We start from the raw sequence: 18,341 nt of genomic DNA, 5'->3' as shown, positions 1-18,341 counted from the left end.
ATTCCCGACGTCAATATTTTCATGCGGCAGGTGAAAAAACCACAGAAATAATATTAACCGCGATGGGGAATGCCTAAAAAATAAACAGAAATTGCGGTCGGCGCGCGAAAATCACGGGATTTGCTTAAATTATGAGCACAAATTTCTTTTTGATCAGTTTTTACTCAACCTAAAATCCTCTGTGAAGCGGATGCTAGTTAATAAATTCTTTACTTATCAGTCACTTACCACCATTCGGCGAAAAGACTTGAATTTCTGGCACGGCCTTTGCTTTTTGTACGGCACTACAAAAATGACAATGGGCTAATGGAGGCATCATTAAAATGTTAGGACTACGCAAAGTCGCAGGAGTGATTACGGGCGCAGCCATGTTGGCAACCAGCGCTTTCGGTCTGAGCTCCGCTCAGGCTGCGGACGACGTGATCAAGGTCGGGGTACTACACTCCCTATCCGGCACGATGGCTATTTCAGAAACCACCTTGAAGGATGCTGTCCTTATGATGGTGGACGATCTCAATAAGAAGGGCGGCCTTCTGGGTAAAAAGGTTGAGGCGGTCGTCGTTGATCCGGCATCTGACTGGCCTTTATTCGCAGAAAAAGCGCGTGAATTGATTGAGGTGGAAAAAGTTGATGTCGTTTTCGGGTGCTGGACGTCAGTGTCTCGCAAATCCGTCCTGCCGGTATTTGAAGAGCTGAACAGCATGCTTTTCTACCCGGTTCAGTATGAAGGCGAGGAAAGCTCCCGCAATGTATTCTACACCGGTGCTGCGCCGAACCAGCAGGCAATCCCGGCGGTTGAATATCTGATGAGCGAAGAAGGCGGTAACGTCGAGCGTTGGGTGCTGGCCGGTACCGACTATGTTTATCCGCGCACAACCAACAAGATTCTGGAAGCCTTCCTGAAATCGAAGGGTGTCGCAGAAGAGGACATCATGATCAACTACACGCCGTTCGGTCATTCCGATTGGCAGACGATCGTGTCTGACATCAAGAAGTTCGGTTCTGAAGGCAAGAAAACTGCTGTGGTTTCTACTATAAACGGTGATGCCAATGTTCCTTTCTATAAAGAACTCGGCAACCAGGGCATCGATGCAGCTGATATTCCAGTTGTGGCTTTCTCTGTTGGTGAAGAAGAACTCGCCGGTCTTGATACAGCACCGCTCGTTGGTCACCTCGCGGCATGGAACTACTTTATGAGCATGGAAAGCGAAGAAAATGATGCGTTCATCAAGCAGTGGAAAGCCTTTATTGGTGACGACAAGCGAGTTACCAACGACCCGATGGAAGCAACCTATATCGGCTTCAAAATGTGGACGCAGGCTGTAGAGCAGGCTGGTACCACTAATGTGGATGCGGTTCGTCAGGCAATGTACGGCCAGGAGGTTAAGAACCTCACAGGTGGTACAGCCGTTATGAACACAAACCATCACCTGTCCAAACCGGTTCTGATCGGTGAAATCCAGGACGATGGCCAGATCGAAACTGTCTGGCGGACGGAAGATGTCGTCGTTGGCGATGCCTGGAGCGATTTCATTCCGGAAAGCGCAAAACTGACAGCTGACTGGACATATCCTTATGTCTGTGGTGGCTGCGAAAAGCCGATGTACTAATCATCGCCTTGCTAAAGCTGAAGGGTCGGCAAGCGGCCGACCCTTCCTTCCCCTAACATAACTTTGCGAGAATCCGGTTACCCCCATGCGGATTACAATCAAAACCATAATCGCGGCTTTGCTTTTCCTGCTGGCGACCCAGGCCTCCGCTTCTGCGGATCTGGCGGACGCTGCGAAGGGCCTGCTCTCAAAAAAATATAGCGACAAAATTCAGGCGACAGAGGCGATTGCTGCGTCAGGCGGTGCCCGGTCTGCCTTTCTACTGGAAACGCTCCTCGAGGGGGACCTTTACGCCATAAAATCCGATGACCGGCTTGTCTCCCGTAAAAAAGTGAACGATGGCTATCAGATCACGGATATCATTACTGAAGAAAACCTCGGCGTGGTCAAAAGCAGCGATCTTTCCAAAATCCGTATCAACAACAAGATGCGCGGACTTATAAAGGATCTCCTCGGTCGCTTAACGCTCCTGAACGAAGACCCCGCATTGCGACTGAAGGCAGCCGACTCGGTATTCAAAAGCCGACCGAAAGAAATGATTGTTCCGTTAGGCGATGCGCTGGAGGCGGAGACCGATGCAACAGTAGCTGCGGCTATGCGACGCGCGCTGGCGGCGTTGAACTTTGTGCACGGCGATACTTCGGAAGTGCAGGCTGAAGCACTCCTTATACTAGAGGAGCAATCAAACCCGGAAGTTAAATCACTTCTAAGCGCCGAAGCGAACAGGCTCGCCGCCATTCAAAATCCGTCACCTGAAAATCAGGCCCTTGCGAAAGCTGTGGGTGACGCGCTGGCCAAAGTCGATGAAAAACTTGCCATGCTTGGCATCGTGGAAAATGTGTTTCAGGGCATTTCGCTCGGTTCCGTGCTTCTTCTTGCGGCCATCGGTCTTGCCATTACTTTCGGGGTGATGGGGGTTATCAACATGGCGCATGGCGAAATGGTGATGATTGGTGCCTATACGACCTATGTGGTGCAGGAACTTTGCCGCAACTTCGCGCCAGACCTACTTGTCTATTCGTTGGTTGCCGCTATACCGGCCGCATTTATTGTTTCCGGCCTATGCGGTGTTGCGATTGAGCGCAGTATTATCCGTTTCCTTTATGGACGCCCGCTTGAAACACTGCTTGCGACTTGGGGTTTGAGTCTGATCTTGCAACAATTTGTCCGGACAATTTTCGGCCCGACGAATAAAGAGGTTTCCTCTCCCGATTGGTTAAGCGGCACATGGGAAATTACTGGCGGTCTCGCGCTCACCTATAACCGGATCGCTATTATCTTTTTTGCAGCGGCAGTACTCTTAATGTTGATGCTGGTACTAAGAAAAACCGCCTTTGGTCTGCAGATGCGCGCCGTTACCCAGAACCGCAGGATGGCTTCCTCGATGGGAATCCGGACCGGTTGGGTGGACGCCATGACCTTTGGTCTGGGCTCTGGTGTTGCGGGTATGGCGGGCGTCGCCTTGAGCCAGATTGATAACGTCAGTCCCAACCTGGGTCAGGCCTATATTGTTGACAGCTTCATGGTCGTCGTTTTTGGCGGCGTCGGGAATTTGTGGGGCACGCTGGTCGGTGCGCTTAGCCTCGGCGTCACCAACAAGTTTCTCGAACCTTATACTGGGGCGGTTCTCGCCAAAATATTTATCCTGGTTTTCATCATTTTGTTTATCCAGAAACGACCAAGAGGGCTATTCGCCCTCAAGGGTCGGGCTGTGGAGAATTAAGCCATGGTTGACGCGATATACAAATCTCACAAAGGCCCGTTCGTATCCCTCATGACGGGTCTTCCGGGCGGCGGCAAGACGTTTTTGGGGATTCTTCTTGTTGCCGCCCTCCTTGTTCCTTTGAGCAATACTCTACTCCCCGAGAGCTCAGCTTTTTATGTGCCGACCTATCTGGTTAGTCTGATGGGAAAATACGTCTGCTTCGCGCTTCTTGCACTAAGTGTTGATCTTATCTGGGGCTTCGCTGGTATCTTGAGTTTGGGTCATGGCGCCTTTTTCGCACTGGGCGGTTATTCCATGGGCATGTATTTGATGCGCCAGATCGGGGATCGCGGCGTATATGGCAATCCGATCCTCCCTGATTTCATGGTCTTCCTCAACTGGACGGAACTTCCCTGGTATTGGTATGGCTTCGATATGTTTCCCTTTGCCATGCTGATGGTGATGTTGGTTCCGGGGTTACTTGCCTTTGTCTTTGGCTGGTTTGCCTTTCGTTCGCGCGTGACCGGTGTCTATCTCTCGATCATTACGCAGGCTATGACTTATGCCTTACTTCTGGCCTTCTTCCGCAATGACATGGGGTTCGGCGGCAACAACGGTCTCACGGATTTCAAGGACATTCTCGGCTTTGATTTACAGGCAACAGGAACGCGGCTGGGGCTATTCGTCGCCTCCCTGATTGCGCTCGCCTTCGGATATCTGGTGTGTAGCTTTATTACTCAATCCAAACTTGGCCGAGTGCTTGTCGCCATTCGCGACGCGGAAAGCCGGACCCGATTTTCGGGCTATAGGGTGGAGTATTACAAGCTTTTCGTGTTCGTAGTTTCAGCGGTTCTGGCAGGTATTGCGGGCGCGCTTTACGTACCGCAGGTCGGGATTATTAATCCATCCGAATTTTCACCGGCCAATTCGATTGAAGTCGTGATCTGGGTCGCGGTTGGAGGTCGTGGTACCCTTTGGGGCGCGGTTCTGGGTGCCTTTATTGTCAACTGGGGGAAAAGCTACTTCACCGGCAGCTTTCCGGAAGCCTGGCTTTATATGTTGGGTGGGCTGTTTGTCTTCGCGACATTATTCCTGCCGAAAGGGATTGTTGGGACCTCCGCTATCTGGATCGAAAAACTGAAGAATACACGGCAGGGAAGTCCTGATATTGGTATTCCCCTGCCTGTGAAAGAAGAATGATGACTACGCAAGCAAATGAATCTGTTCATCAGGGTTTGAGCTCAATCCTTTATCTTGATGGGGTGAGTGTCAGTTTTGATGGTTTCAAGGCTTTGAATAACCTCAGTTTAGTGATTGAACCGGGGGAAATGCGGGCGATTATCGGACCGAACGGTGCGGGTAAAACGACGATGATGGATGTTATTACCGGCAAGACAAAACCGGATACGGGGGAGATTTTCTTCAAAGGTGGTGTCGATCTTACCAAGCATGACGAAGCCTATATCGCCAATCTCGGCATTGGTCGTAAATTTCAGAAACCGACAGTGTTCGAAAGTCAGACCGTTTTTCATAATCTGGAGCTTTCCCTGAAGGGCGAGAAGGGGGTCATGACGACGCTCTTCGCGGCGCTTAACGATGCGGAAGTCGCGCGGATTATGGAAGTTCTCGGTGTCATCCGCCTCACGGAAAAAGCCGGCGATCTGGCGGGTAGCTTATCTCATGGCCAGAAACAGTGGCTGGAAATTGGCATGTTGCTGATGCAGGACCCGGACCTTCTGCTTGTAGATGAGCCTGTGGCGGGAATGACTGATGCGGAAACGGAACAGACCGCCATCTTGCTGCGCGAAATTTCGGCGACCCATTCGGTTGTTGTGGTTGAGCATGACATGGAATTTGTCCGTGCACTGAATTCAAAAGTGACCGTGTTGCATGAAGGATCAGTGCTTGCCGAAGGCAGCCTCGATACTGTTCAGAATAATCAACGCGTTATCGAAGTTTATCTGGGGCGCTGATCATGTTGATTGTTGAAAATGTCGATCTTTTTTATGGGGCGAGCCAGGCGTTGCGCCATGTATCATTGGAGGTAAAGAAGGGAGAGGTTACCTCTCTCCTCGGGCGTAATGGTGTCGGAAAGACCAGCACCTTGCGCGCCATTGTCGGACAGCATCCGGTTTCAAGCGGAAAAATCAGCTGGGATGGCAAGGACATTACCAATATGAGCGCACATCAGCGTGCCCGGGAGGGCATTGCGGTTATTCCGCAAGGGCGCGAAATATTCCCGCTTTTGACGGTACATGAAAATCTCAAGACGGGGTTCGCCGCGCTTCCTCTCAAGGAAAGATATATTCCCTCAGAGATCTTTGATTTGTTTCCTATCCTTCAGGATATGCTAAAAAGGAGAGGTGGCGATTTGTCCGGCGGACAACAACAACAATTAGCAATTGGCAGGGCACTGGTTATGCGACCGAAGCTTCTTGTTCTAGATGAACCAACTGAAGGAATTCAGCCATCGATTATCAAGGATATTGGCAATGTTATCGAAATATTGAGAGATCGCGGAGACATGGCCATCCTGCTTGTGGAACAATATTTCGAGTTTGCACGCGATCTCGCGAACCGGTTCGCTGTTATGGATCGCGGGGAGGTCGTTCTGGCCGGAGCGAAAGAGGATATGCTGGAAAGTGACGTTCGAAAATACCTTACAGTCTGATCACGCTCCTGCCGCGCTCGCCCGGTCAGAAGGGCGCGTGGAGTTAAGGTATCGCGTCAAAGAGTCCGGCTCGAAGCTTGCGCATCTGTATCAGCGCGGATGCGGACGGGTCCGGTTTCCTACCGTTGATCACGCCGACTATCCCGAAGCCGTTTTGATCAATACAGCGGGCGGTCTGACTGGCGGAGATCATATGTCCTATCAGATCACGCTAGATGAGGGCTCGGGGCTTACCATATCGGGGCAGGCGGCCGAAAAAATCTACCGTTCCGTTGGATCAATGGCAGTGATAGAGGCTGAGATACATGTTGCGCGCGGGGCAGTTCTTGAATGGTTGCCGCAAGAGACAATCCTTTTTGAGAAGGGCCGTCTTCGCCGGATGAACACTGTGTATCTGGAAGCGGGAAGTCGTTTAATAGCTCTTGAGGCGACCCTGTTTGGCCGAACGGCCCATGGAGAAACTCTGAGGGCCGCGAGTCTTCAGGACGGATGGAAGGTCTGGCGAAATGGAAAGCTTCTCTGGTTCGATAATTTCGTTCTGGAAGGTGACATTCACGCCAAATCTCTCCGCCCGGCAGTACTTGCCGGCGCAAAAGGGATGGCCACAATCCTGATCGCGGACGATCAGGCCGAGAGCTATCAAGACGTGGCGCGAGACTCAGTGCGTGAGAACTGCGTGCGGGCAGCAGTTACTTGCCGGGATGAATTGCTGATCATACGGGTGCTGGCGGATAGCGGTTATGAGCTACGGAAAAGTCTTGCACGTATTTTGACGCGAATGCGGACAGAACTTTCAGGGCATACCGTAGCGCTGCCAAAAGTGTGGGAAAATCAATAAGAAGGGCGAAAAATGCAATTTACACCGAGGGAAAAGGACAAATTGCTGGTGTCGCTAGCGGCCATGGTGGCGCGCGAGCGGCTGGCGCGGGGGGTGAAGCTGAACTATCCCGAATCCATCGCGCTCATTACAGATTTTGTTATTGAGGGTGCGCGTGACGGTAAATCCGTGGCGACCCTGATGAGTGAAGGCGGAACGGTCGTCAGCCGGGAGCAAGTCATGGACGGGATCGCCGAGATGATCGATGAAGTTCAGGTCGAGGCCACCTTCCCCGACGGGACCAAGCTGGTCACCGTGCATGATCCCATTCGATAAGGAGCACGAGATGAAACCAGGAGAAATCATTCCCGCCGCCGGCGAAATTGAGCTGAATGCCGGTCGTCAATCCATGACCCTCACGGTTTCCAACACTGGAGACCGACCCGTCCAGGTTGGCAGCCATTTTCATTTTGCCGAAGCAAACAGCGGCCTTGAATTTGATCGTGCAGCCGCAAAAGGGTTCCGTCTTGACATCCCGTCCGGCACGGCCATCCGATTTGAGCCTGGTCAGACACGGGATGTAAATCTCGTCGCCCTTTCGGGCACGCGTACCGTCTATGGATTTAATCAGGCCATTATGGGCCCGCTGGATAAGGGAGAGTAAAATGGCGGTAACCTTTTCACGGGGCGCCTATGCGGGCATGTTTGGCCCGACAACGGGGGATAAAGTCCGGCTTGCGGATACGGAACTATTTATCGAAGTTGAGAAGGACTTCACGACCTATGGCGAGGAGGTCAAGTTCGGCGGCGGAAAGGTCATCCGCGACGGCATGGGCCAGTCTCAGGTCACGCGGGCAAATGGCGCCGTCGATACGGTGATCACCAATGCGTTGATTGTTGATCACTGGGGAATCGTCAAGGCCGATGTTGGCTTGCGTGATGGCAAAATACATGCAATCGGAAAGGCCGGAAATCCCGATATCCAGTCTGGCGTCAATATTATTATTGGTCCGTCGACCGAGGTTATTGCAGGGGAGGGAAAGATCCTTACCGCGGGCGCGCTTGATGTTCATATCCACTTCATCTGCCCACAGCAGATCGATGACGCGCTCTATAGCGGTGTGACAACCATGATGGGTGGTGGCACGGGCCCGGCGACCGGAACGAACGCAACGACCTGTACCCCGGGGGCTTTTCATCTTGCGCGGATGATGCAGGCGGCAGAAGCTTTTCCGATGAACCTCGGGTTTTTTGGAAAAGGCAACGCGAGCCTTCCCGACGCTCTGGTGGAGCAGGTACAGGCGGGGGCCTGCGGCCTTAAGCTACACGAAGACTGGGGCACCACGCCTGCCGCAATTGATTGCTGTCTCTCCGTTGCTGATGACATGGATGTTCAAGTACTCATCCATACGGACACCCTGAATGAATCTGGATTTGTCGAGAATACGGTTGCTGCCTTCAAGAAGCGGACGATCCATGCGTTTCATACGGAAGGCGCAGGCGGGGGGCATGCCCCGGACATTATCAAGGTCGTCGGGGAGCCGAACGTGATTCCCTCCTCCACCAATCCAACGCGGCCATTCACGATCAATACGATTGATGAACATCTCGATATGTTGATGGTATGCCATCATCTGGACCCTAATATCCCCGAAGATGTGGCCTTCGCCGAGAGCCGTATTCGAAAAGAGACGATTGCCGCCGAAGATATCCTTCACGACATGGGCGCATTTTCCATTATTGCTTCAGACAGCCAGGCGATGGGACGGGTCGGCGAAGTCCTGATCCGCACCTGGCAAACGGCCGACAAGATGAAGAAACAGCGCGGACGGCTGGCGGAGGAAACGGGGGAGAATGATAACTTCCGCGTAAAGCGTTATATCGCTAAATACTCGATCAACCCGGCAATCGCACAGGGCATAGATACTTATGTTGGCTCGGTCGAGGCAGGCAAGCTTGCCGATCTGGTTCTCTGGTCCCCCGCATTTTTTGGGGTGAAGCCTGATCTGGTGTTAAAGTCCGGGACAATTGTCGCGGCGCCCATGGGAGACCCGAACGCTTCCATCCCGACACCGCAGCCCGTTCACTATCGCCCAATGTTCGGTGCGTTTGGCAAAAGCCTGACGGCAAGTTCGGTCACCTTCGTGAGCGAGGCGTCACTCCAATATGATCTGAAAGGCGAGCTGGGGTTGGAGCGAGATCTCTTGCCGGTGAAAAATACCCGCTCAGGTATTAGTAAAGCGTCGATGATTCATAACAGCGCGACACCGAAAATAGATGTTGATCCGGAGACCTATATGGTTCACGCGGACGGGGAGTTGCTCACCTGCGATCCGGCAACGGAGCTTCCCATGGCCCAACGCTATTTTATGTATTAGACCATGAAGCATGCACGCGCCATTTACAGCTCCTCCACGCCATTTGATGGCGTGGTGTGTGACACGGTCACGCTTGATTTTGATCACCGCTGTCGTCGCCGGCTGAAGCTTGAGACCGACAATGGTATGGCGTTCCTTCTGGATATGCCGGAACTGAAAACCCTGCGTGATGGCGACATCCTCCTGCTGGAAGACGGATCCGGTATTGGCGTGCGCGCTCGCAATGAGCCAGTTGTGGATATCCGCTGCAAGGATTTGGCGCATCTGGTACGCGTTGCCTGGCATTTGGGAAATCGCCATTTACCAACGGAGTTAATGGGGGATCGTCTGCGCATTCGGCAGGATCATGTGATTGAAGAGATGGCCGAAAAATTAGGGGCGACGGTCATGCGGTTGGATGCTCCCTTTAATCCCGAAGGCGGGGCTTATGGGCATGGTGAGACGCAAGGCCATAGCCACGGGCATCATCATGGATAATCGTGCGCTTTTTAACCTGATGTCCTGGATGTCGCCATCTTATCCGATTGGCTCCTATACCTACAGCCACGGTATTGAGTTCGCGGTTGAGGAAGGGCTCGTAACCAGCCTAAACAATCTGGTGCCTTGGATTACTGATATTCTGGAATATGGCAGCGGCAAATCCGATTGCGTTTTGCTGGCGGCGGCCTACTGGGCCACAATCGATCAGGATATGGAGGCTTTGAAGGAGGTCGCCGAGATTGGGAATGCCTTTGCACCGACAAAGGAAATAGCGCTTGAAACGACGCAACAGGGCCGCGCCTTCGTGGGCGTTATTGGCAATGTGAGCACAGAGGCAAAGACGCTGGCGGTATTGGCCGAATACTGGCAAGGTCAGCTAATTCATCCGATTGCCGTGGGTATTGTCGCCGCAGATCATGGGGTTCCCTTGAGCGAAACGCTCACCGCATATTTGCACGGTTTTGTTTCCAACCTTGTATCTGCTGCTGTTCGGCTTGTTCCGCTGGGCCAGACGGATGGGCAGCGCGCAATTGCCGCCATGGCAGATAAGGTGGAACGAATTACAGCTATCGCAATTAAAACACCCTTGGGCGAATTGGGCTCCGCCACCCTGATGGTTGACTGGTGCTCCGCTTCACATGAAACACAGTATACGAGGTTATTCAGGTCATGACGTCAGTACATAACGGACCTTTGCGCGTTGGCATTGGAGGACCGGTCGGCTCCGGCAAAACCGCGCTTACCGACGCACTTTGCAAGCATCTGCGTGAGGATTTTAATATAGCAGTAATCACCAATGATATTTACACTCGCGAGGATGCGGAATTCTTGACCCGGTCCGGGGCTCTCTCACCTGACCGGATTGTCGGGGTTGAAACGGGCGGCTGCCCGCATACGGCCATTCGTGAAGATGCGTCGATCAACCTTGCCGCTGTTGCGGATATCTCGGAAAAATTTGAAGGGCTAGAGCTCATCTTGATTGAATCCGGTGGGGATAACCTCGCCGCGACCTTCAGCCCGGAACTTGCCGATATCACAATTTATGTCATTGATGTTTCCGCTGGCGATAAAATTCCACGCAAAGGCGGACCCGGCATTACTCGATCCGATCTACTCGTCATAAACAAGATTGATCTGGCTCCTTATGTCGGTGCTGATCTAGGCGTGATGGATAGAGACTCAAAAAAGATGCGAGGTGAGCGGCCCTTTGTCTTCACGAATATCAAAGCAGGGGACGGCGTGGAGAGCGTAGCAAGTTTCATCATAGACAAGGGTGGATTGTGATGCCGTATCATTGAAAGAGAACTGTCATGAGTCGGCGCCATAATGGTGCCACAGTCTGTTGTTAGAGACGCAACTCTTTGATAGTTATTATTTCAGTGAATATATTTTTGAGGATTATTTATGGCCTGTCCACTTTGCGGCGGCGACGTTGAACGTCAAATTCGTACATATGAAATTAAATACAAGCATATGCAAAGCTATGCTGATCTGCCTGGCCTTTTTTGCAGTAATGCAGATTGCGGTGAAGGCATGGTGGAGGAAAGTGCGTGGAGTGACGTTGAGCGGATCAAGGCCGATTTAAAGGCAGAATATCTGGGGGTTATGCCGCCGGAGAAAATCCGTGAAATTCGCGTTGATCTTAATCTGTCGCAACGTCGTGCCGGACAAATTTTCGGTGGGGGTCCAAATGCTTTTCAAAAGTATGAAACGGGAAAGGTGACTATTTCAAAGCCGATGAATAATCTGCTGCGGCTGGTTTCTAAATATCCTGAATTGATGGTTGAGTTGCAACGCTGAGATCAGCCGTGAATCAGCGGGCTCGCGACCGCAGAAAACAATAGCCAAATGATGCATCTACAGTATTATTCCCCAAAGGAAATATGGGAGTAGCGCGTCGTTTATGGCTAAATTCTTGAGTTCGCTAATTAAACCACGCGCATGGGTAGCCAAGTTACTGCTGGCGTTTGCGGTTATTGGCTTCCTTGCCTTTGGATACCTCGGCTATCTCAATCCAATCCGCGAATTCCTTGATTCCGATACTTTTGCCTTTAATGTCGGCGACGTACGCTTCTCTGCTTATCTGCTGGTCAAGGCCCTTTTTATTATCATCCTTCTTTTTTGGTTGGTTGGTATCTTGTCGGAGATGTTGGAGAACCGGATCAAATCGCTTCGGCGCATCAAGTCGAGCAATAAGGCACTTATCATCAAGGCGATCCAGATCGTCATCTATTTTCTGGCATTCCTGTTCGTATTTGGAGTGCTGGGCATTGACCTGACCGCCTTGACTATATTCAGCGGCGCGGTCGGCATAGGTATTGGCTTTGGTCTACAGAAAATTGCATCAAACTTCATCAGCGGCATTATCCTTTTGTTTGAAAAATCTGTTGAGGAAGGTGATCTGATAGAGCTGAATGATGGTATTGTCGGTTATGTTCGGGAGACAGGCGCGAGATACACCCGCATAGAAACTTTTGAGGGACACGAAACCATGGTCCCAAATGAAGATTTTATAACTAACCGCGTCACGAACTGGACATTCAGTAATAGCCGCGCACGGGCAGAGATCAATATTGGCGTCGCCTATGGAACTGATCTAGATCTGGCTTCGACGTTGATTGTTGAGGCAGCGCGTGAACATCCGCGTTGTATGGAAACGCCTGCGCCCGAGTGCTTCCTTGTGGATTTTGCAGATAGTTCCATTAATTTCACGCTCTATTTCTGGATTGAAAATGTGACCGAGGGGAGAATGCGTCCTCGCAGTGATGTCTTGTTTGCGATCTGGCGGAAATTTGGGGAGAACAATATTGAAATCCCCTTCCCGCAGCGAGACCTGCATCTTAAAAATTCGGAGGCTTTAAAATGACCAGTCCGATCCTGCTTGCATACGATTTTGATGGTGTGGGCGGCGGAAAATCAGTCAGCGACAAGGCGATTGCCCGCGAATTAAAGAATGAAAAACTCGCTTGGGTACATTTGGATTTAAGTCATCCGGATACAAAACCATGGCTGCATAAAAAGATTTCCTACCTTGATCCGTTCGTTGTCGATGCCTTGGTCGCAGAAGAGACCCGACCGCGTGTCGCGGAAATCGGGGATGGCGCGTTGATTATTTTGCGCGGTGTTAACCTGAATGAGAATGCGGACCCGGAAGATATGGTCTCTATCCGGTTATGGATCGACGCTGAGCGGATCATCAGTGTTCAGAGACGACAATTAAAGGCGGTTCTGGAAATCGAAGAGCGAATATTGGCGGGCAGAGGTCCAAAAAACTCAGGTGATTTTATCAATATGCTTGTGGCGCGATTATCCGAAAAAATGGCACTTGTCCTGACCGAGCTGGACGATGCAACGGATGATGTTGAGGAGAAAATCCTTGAAAACCCCGATACGGCATTTCGAGAGAAAATCATCGATATTCGAAAAGAGGCTATCGTCCTGCGCCGATATATGGCACCGCAAAAAGATGCAATCGCGCAGTTGCGGTTATGCGAATTTTCATGGCTGGATGCTGGTCATAAGCGCCATTTGGTGGAAAACTATGATCATCTGATGCGCTATGTAGAGGATCTGGACGCCATACGCGAACGGGCTCAGATTGTTAAAGATGAACTTGCCAATATTATCGCGGACCGCTTGAACAAGAATCTTTATGTATTGTCTGTTATCGCGGCTGTCTTTCTACCACTCGGTTTCTTGACAGGGCTTCTTGGCATAAATGTTGGGGGAATTCCGGGTGTCGATAATCCATATGCCTTCTTCATTTTTTCCGGGATACTTATCCTCCTTGTAATCATTCAGATATTGCTTTTCAAAAAGCTCAAATGGTTCTGAAAATCACAGAATACGGTTGGTGGTTGCTTATGGCGCCGCTCGAAAAAAAATAAACCCGGAGTCACATTATGATCCAAATTAGTAGCAATTTTGATGGCGGGAACATTATTTGTGACTCCTCTGACGATCCTGCGAATATCAGTTTGCGCATTCGCCCTGATACAAAGGCTGATTTCTTTCAATGGTTTTATTTTCGACTGAATGGCGCAAAAGGCGTGGATTGTAAGATGCGGCTAACCAATGCCAAGGACGCATCATACCTCCGGGGATGGGAAGACTATCGGGCTGTTGCATCCTATGACCGGGAAAACTGGTTCCGCGTAGATACCGAATATAAGGATGGAAAGCTGATTTTAAATCATCGGCCAGAATTCGATTCTATCTATTTCGCGTATTTTGCCCCCTATTCCATGGAACGGCATGCGGATCTTATCGCCCGCGCCGGTCAGTCGCCGCGGGTAACGCATTCCGTGATGGGAAGGACAGTCGATGGGCAGGATATGGACCTCCTGACCATTGGAGAAGCACGGGGCAATAAGCGGAATTTTTGGCTGATTGCACGCCAGCATCCTGGGGAAACGATGGCCGAATGGTGGATGGACGGATTTCTGGGCCGTCTTCTGGACCCGAATGATGCCGTTGCGAATGCTTTACTGGACCGGGCAATTTTTCATGTCGTGCCGAATATGAATCCCGATGGTAGCCGGAGCGGGAACCTTCGTACGAATGCGACAGGCGCCAATCTGAACCGGGAGTGGCAGGACCCGGATATGAAAAGGAGCCCGGAGGTTTATCTAGTACGCGAAAAAATGCGGGAAACAGGCGTTGATTTCTGCCTCGATGTTCATGGGGACGAAGGGCTACCACATAATTTTATCGCGGGGCCCGAAGGGGTACCGAGTTGGGATGCGCAAAAAGACATGCTGCTTACTGATTTCAAACGAACTTGGCAGCAGGTTAATCCAGATTTTCAAACCCGCCATGGCTATCCAATTGCCAAGAAGGGACAAGGAAACATGACCATTTGCGTCAATCATGTTAGCGAATATTTCGGCTGTCTCGCAATGACTTTAGAAATGCCGTTCAAAGATACAGCGGACCGCCCGAACCATCAGTACGGCTGGTCTCCCGGCCGATCAGGCAAGCTTGGGGCCTCGGTTTTAGATGTTATATATAAGGAGTTCGATCGTCTTGAGGGAGAGGACGCGGAGTAGCTCCTCAAGATAAAATTCCGATTGCAAAATTAAGAAAATTAGACTTCTCTTAACCATCAGAAAAAAAGGTTTTGCGGCAATTTTGATGGGAGAGAGTAATGCTCGCAGAAAAATTTGTAAAATCCGCGGCGGTTTACATCATTCTTGGGATGATCCTCGGGATCTATATGTCCGCCACGCAGGATCATTCTCAAATGCCAACGCATGCGCATCTCAATTTATTGGGGTGGGTGACGATGGGCCTCATGGGTCTCATTTATAAAAACTGGCCCGCTGTTGCTGCGGCGAAGTTTGCCAAGCTGACATACTGGCTTGCGCATGTTAGCGTCATTGGCCTGACGATTGGAGTTGGGTTGCTCTATGCGGGCATGATGGAATATGAGCCTATTGCCATCATCTCGTCGCTGATCGCGCTCCTTAATATGATCCTGTTTGCGTTCCTGTTTTTCAAAAACGCCTGAACATTCTCAAATTTCGGAGCGCTCTGCTGTCAATGTTTGCCCAAGCGCACTTGCGGTGTTGTCGAGCGCGGCAAGGCAGTTGTCTGCCCGCGTGGCTGGGATATAGACTGAAAAGCGCGTGACGAAAATCGTCTGACCCTCCCGGTCGATCTGATCGGATTTTAGCCGAACAATATTGGCGTCAAAATCGATGAAAACTTCAGATAGTCGCGCCAGAACACCGGGCTGATCCGGTCCTTCACACCGAATATGATGGGTAATATCTGTGGGCGGGGTATCGCCACCGTTAAAAGCAAAGCGCCGAACGTCTATATCTGCGTCCTGCATCCCCTCCAGAGTACGGAGTTCCTCAATAAGTTCTGATTCCGGGACATCAGCAGGAATATCAATCACACTCGTAAATTCGCCGCCCTTGCCAAGAACGGCAAAGGAGGTGTCTCCAAGATTGATTCCTTTGTCGAAAAGATGCCCTGTAACAAGGGAAATCAGACCTACACGATCTTTCGAAAAGACAGATAATAGCGCTTTATAGTCTGACATAGCTTTGCCCGCGAAATTCAGCTTTGAATATACTTGATGCTACAGAATTACTACCTTTGCGCCATTTCAACAACCATTTAGCTGCATTCCCGTCGGTATTCCCAAAATCATCAATAGCAGAAGGGGAATATGGTGCACATTTTAACTTTTATAGCCTTGGATAACCTTGCGTTAACGAAAATCAGGTATGTCTTGGGGGCTAATTGGCGGAATGCCTGCCGTAAATCCGTGTTTTGAACACACTGTTTGGCGGAACTATAATTGGAGAAAACGAATGCTCATCGGTGATATCTTGTTGGCGCAAAATCTGGTCACGCCAGAGGATATAAAAATTGCCCTTCATCGCCAGAAGGAGAATGGGGGCCGACTTGGCGAGAACCTTGTTGCGCTTGGCGCGTTGACACAGGAACAGCTCGACCGGGCAATCTATGAAGCCCCACGGGCACCCAAAACCATTGAAGATACGGGCATTCCAAGTGGTAACTTGCTGCGAATCCTCCTGAAGCTGATGTATGCCAATACGCTGGAAACTGCCTCAGAGCTTTCTGCTGCGATCAAGCTCCCCATTGGCGTTGTTAATCGCCTTATACAGGAAGCAGGTGATCGGAAATTTCTTGAATCACTGGGAAATGCCGACCAATCGACCTTTTCTGAAACACGCTATGTTATGACAGAGGCAGGAAAGCGCTTCGCCATTGAAGCGCTGGAACAGAACCAATATGTCGGGCCAGCGCCGGTATCCCTTACAGATTATCAAGCGCGGATTAATCAACAGAAAATTACGAATGAGCGGGTTGAACAGGCGAAGATCGAAAAAAGCTTTGAAAATCTGGTCATTACGGAAGACTTTGTGCGCCGTCTCGGGCCGGGGGTGAATGCGGGTAAGAGCATTCTTCTTTACGGACCTCCCGGTAACGGGAAAACGACAGTCGCGGAGAAAGTTGCCGAGATTTTCGCAAATGTTATTTATGTTCCTTATTGTTTCGAAGTGGATGGGCAGATTGTTAAGGTCTTTGATCCTGCCATTCATAAACCAAAATTCGGTAGCGAAAACGACAAGAAGAAGAATTCCGGTTTGCGCCGAGAAGAGTTTGACGGTCGCTGGGTTCCATGCGAACGTCCGGTTGTTATTACCGGGGGTGAACTAACGCTGGAAATGCTTGATCTTAGCTTTAATGTCCACGCTAAGTATTATGAAGCACCTCTGCATGTGAAAGCTTCTAACGGTACCTTCATCATCGATGACTTCGGTCGCCAGTTGGTCAGTCCGGAAGATTTGTTAAACCGCTGGATCGTTCCGCTTGAAAGCCGTATTGATTATCTTAAGCTGCATACCGGTAAAAGTTTCTCGCTGCCGTTTGACGAGTTGGTGATCTTTTCGACCAACCTTTCACCAGATGATCTAATGGATCCTGCCTTTTTGCGGCGTATCCCCTATAAGCTGGAAACGGTTGGTCCTTCCCGAGAACAGTATTTCGAAATTTTCAAAATGGTTGGGGAATCCCGCGGGTTGAAAATATCGGAAGAGATCCTTGATACTGTTATCGAGGAATTGCAGGTGAACAACAGTTTCGATTTGGCCTGCTATCAGCCAAAGTTTATCGTGGATCAGATTATCTCGGCCTGCAAATATCAAGGCTCGGATCCCTATATCGATAAAGAACTCGTCGTCGATGCGCTTAAAAACCTCTACACTTCTTCTGCGAAGGGTGCCGGAAAGACTGCGGCAAAATCGACGAACAGGGATCAATCAAAGCCGGTAGTAGCAGCCGTCTGACGGCGTGGAAGCGATTTCTGCTATGTAAGCTGGATTCTGTTCCCAGGAAATACGAGGCGTGCGGCGGAAACGACGTCGTCACCGAGCCAGCTCTTGCGATTAATGACGATACAGGCGGTTGTGGCCTCCAGTTCGAGAAAATGATTAATCTCTGCATTGGACACAGCGGCCTGAATCACATGAGAGTGGGATAGCAGGGCGTATTTTCGGCTAAGATGAGTATCCGCGGTCGCATGGGTGAATTCTGTTTCCAGATATTCCGGCATGAATTTCGGGTGAACATAGCGGTCCTCCAGCATGACCGGCAACCCGTTTTCTCGGTGAACGAAGTAGGACCGATAGACTTTTTCGCCCGGCGTCATGGACATCATCGCAGCGGCATCTTTTTCAATCGGCTCTTCTTGCAAAAAGTGAACGTCGCATTGATGCCGCCCTCCATGGCCGCGAATAATGTCTTCAATTTCGCGGAGCTCCAGTACTTTTGGCTGTTTTTTCGGGGCGGCAACGAAAGTACCGACACCTTGAATGCGTTCCAGAAATCCGGCTTGTGTCAATTCGCGAAGAGCGCGATGAATTGTCATCCGGGAAATTCCCATTTCGCGAACCAGGGTATGTTCGGAGGGAAGCTGGAAATAGGCGGGCCATTCCCCGGATTCCATATTCTTTAACACATAGGATTTAACCTGTTCATACAGTGGCTTTGGTGGGGAATAGGGGCGGTCATCTTTTTGCGACTTAAAATGGGGCATCGGCGAAGTCCGTCTTCTCTGTTAGCATATACAGGAGGACGTCACATCTTGCGCGGATGTGAATTCACGACTTGGTCATTAAGAAAAAAATTAGAAAATAATACT

At 50.6% G+C, this 18,341-nt stretch carries 20 protein-coding genes; 18 read left to right on the top strand and 2 right to left on the bottom strand.

Annotation, left to right across the window (positions count from 1 at the left end; genetic code table 11):
• Positions 1-323 precede the first annotated feature (323 nt).
• The 17 genes from urtA to LKE13_RS02540 all read left to right on the top strand — a co-directional run bounded on the left by urtA (position 324) and on the right by LKE13_RS02540 (position 15,170).
• The gene (gene urtA / locus LKE13_RS02620) at positions 324-1,610 is read left to right on the top strand and encodes an urea ABC transporter substrate-binding protein (RefSeq protein WP_227948140.1); all 1,287 of its coding nucleotides are present in this window, start codon (positions 324-326) and stop codon (positions 1,608-1,610) included.
• An 85-nt stretch (positions 1,611-1,695) separates the two neighbouring features.
• Positions 1,696-3,333 carry an urea ABC transporter permease subunit UrtB gene (gene urtB / locus LKE13_RS02615; protein ID WP_227948139.1) on the top strand — a complete coding sequence of 546 codons (1,638 nt, stop codon included), beginning with the start codon at positions 1,696-1,698 and terminating at the stop codon, positions 3,331-3,333.
• Between the two features lie 51 nt (positions 3,334-3,384).
• On the top strand, positions 3,385-4,515 hold the full coding sequence (gene urtC, locus LKE13_RS02610) for an urea ABC transporter permease subunit UrtC (protein WP_415776490.1): 1,131 nt from the start codon (positions 3,385-3,387) through the stop codon (positions 4,513-4,515).
• Positions 4,512-5,288, top strand: coding sequence for an urea ABC transporter ATP-binding protein UrtD (urtD, locus tag LKE13_RS02605; protein ID WP_227948137.1), 777 nt, complete (start codon positions 4,512-4,514; stop codon positions 5,286-5,288). The genes urtC and urtD overlap by 4 nt, the downstream gene beginning before the upstream one ends.
• 2 nt (positions 5,289-5,290) lie before the next feature.
• Entirely contained in the window at positions 5,291-5,986 is a 696-nt protein-coding gene (gene urtE, locus LKE13_RS02600; RefSeq protein WP_227948136.1) for an urea ABC transporter ATP-binding subunit UrtE, read from the top strand.
• A complete protein-coding gene (locus LKE13_RS02595; protein ID WP_227948135.1) occupies positions 5,958-6,824 on the top strand; it encodes an urease accessory protein UreD in 867 nt (288 codons plus the stop codon). Before urtE ends, LKE13_RS02595 begins: the two co-directional genes overlap by 29 nt.
• A gap of 12 nt (positions 6,825-6,836) precedes the next feature.
• Entirely contained in the window at positions 6,837-7,139 is a 303-nt protein-coding gene (locus LKE13_RS02590) for an urease subunit gamma (protein WP_227948134.1), read from the top strand.
• A gap of 10 nt (positions 7,140-7,149) precedes the next feature.
• Positions 7,150-7,467: an urease subunit beta gene (locus LKE13_RS02585; RefSeq protein ID WP_227948133.1), complete on the top strand. Its 318-nt coding sequence runs from the start codon at positions 7,150-7,152 to the stop codon at positions 7,465-7,467.
• Between the two features lies 1 nt (position 7,468).
• Entirely contained in the window at positions 7,469-9,181 is a 1,713-nt protein-coding gene (gene ureC / locus LKE13_RS02580) for an urease subunit alpha (RefSeq protein WP_227948132.1), read from the top strand.
• A gap of 3 nt (positions 9,182-9,184) precedes the next feature.
• Positions 9,185-9,658, top strand: a complete 474-nt coding sequence (ureE, locus tag LKE13_RS02575; RefSeq protein ID WP_227948131.1) for an urease accessory protein UreE — start codon at positions 9,185-9,187, stop codon at positions 9,656-9,658.
• Positions 9,615-10,334 (top strand): urease accessory protein UreF, encoded by a 720-nt coding sequence (locus LKE13_RS02570; protein WP_227948130.1) that lies wholly within the window; start codon positions 9,615-9,617, stop codon positions 10,332-10,334. The genes ureE and LKE13_RS02570 overlap by 44 nt, the downstream gene beginning before the upstream one ends.
• Positions 10,331-10,945, top strand: coding sequence for an urease accessory protein UreG (gene ureG / locus LKE13_RS02565; protein ID WP_227948129.1), 615 nt, complete (start codon positions 10,331-10,333; stop codon positions 10,943-10,945). The genes LKE13_RS02570 and ureG overlap by 4 nt, the downstream gene beginning before the upstream one ends.
• A gap of 120 nt (positions 10,946-11,065) precedes the next feature.
• Entirely contained in the window at positions 11,066-11,461 is a 396-nt protein-coding gene (locus tag LKE13_RS02560) for a type II toxin-antitoxin system MqsA family antitoxin (protein ID WP_227948128.1), read from the top strand.
• Between the two features lie 103 nt (positions 11,462-11,564).
• The gene (locus LKE13_RS02555) at positions 11,565-12,527 is read left to right on the top strand and encodes a mechanosensitive ion channel family protein (protein ID WP_227948127.1); all 963 of its coding nucleotides are present in this window, start codon (positions 11,565-11,567) and stop codon (positions 12,525-12,527) included.
• A complete protein-coding gene (locus LKE13_RS02550; RefSeq protein ID WP_227948126.1) occupies positions 12,524-13,495 on the top strand; it encodes a zinc transporter ZntB in 972 nt (323 codons plus the stop codon). The genes LKE13_RS02555 and LKE13_RS02550 overlap by 4 nt, the downstream gene beginning before the upstream one ends.
• A gap of 68 nt (positions 13,496-13,563) precedes the next feature.
• On the top strand, positions 13,564-14,709 hold the full coding sequence (locus tag LKE13_RS02545) for a M14-type cytosolic carboxypeptidase (RefSeq protein WP_227948125.1): 1,146 nt from the start codon (positions 13,564-13,566) through the stop codon (positions 14,707-14,709).
• Between the two features lie 98 nt (positions 14,710-14,807).
• Positions 14,808-15,170 (top strand): hypothetical protein, encoded by a 363-nt coding sequence (locus LKE13_RS02540; RefSeq protein WP_227948124.1) that lies wholly within the window; start codon positions 14,808-14,810, stop codon positions 15,168-15,170.
• 6 nt (positions 15,171-15,176) lie between these two features.
• Here LKE13_RS02540 and LKE13_RS02535 read toward each other — a convergent pair whose 3' ends face one another.
• Entirely contained in the window at positions 15,177-15,710 is a 534-nt protein-coding gene (locus tag LKE13_RS02535) for a glycine cleavage system protein R (RefSeq protein WP_227948123.1), read from the bottom strand.
• 274 nt (positions 15,711-15,984) lie between these two features.
• Here LKE13_RS02535 and LKE13_RS02530 point away from each other — a divergent pair, with 274 nt between their 5' ends.
• The gene (locus LKE13_RS02530) at positions 15,985-17,487 is read left to right on the top strand and encodes an AAA family ATPase (RefSeq protein WP_227948122.1); all 1,503 of its coding nucleotides are present in this window, start codon (positions 15,985-15,987) and stop codon (positions 17,485-17,487) included.
• Positions 17,488-17,507: 20 nt separating this feature from the next.
• Here LKE13_RS02530 and LKE13_RS02525 read toward each other — a convergent pair whose 3' ends face one another.
• Positions 17,508-18,236, bottom strand: coding sequence for a UTRA domain-containing protein (locus LKE13_RS02525; RefSeq protein WP_227948121.1), 729 nt, complete (start codon positions 18,234-18,236; stop codon positions 17,508-17,510).
• Between the last annotated feature and the right edge of the window lie 105 nt (positions 18,237-18,341).

Origin of the sequence: Sneathiella sp. HT1-7 (assembly GCF_020731145.1) — a bacterium.
Lineage (GTDB): Bacteria > Pseudomonadota > Alphaproteobacteria > Sneathiellales > Sneathiellaceae > Sneathiella.
The sequence above is the reverse complement of the archived record's forward strand: the minus strand, read 5'-3'. Positions and strand labels throughout refer to the sequence as shown.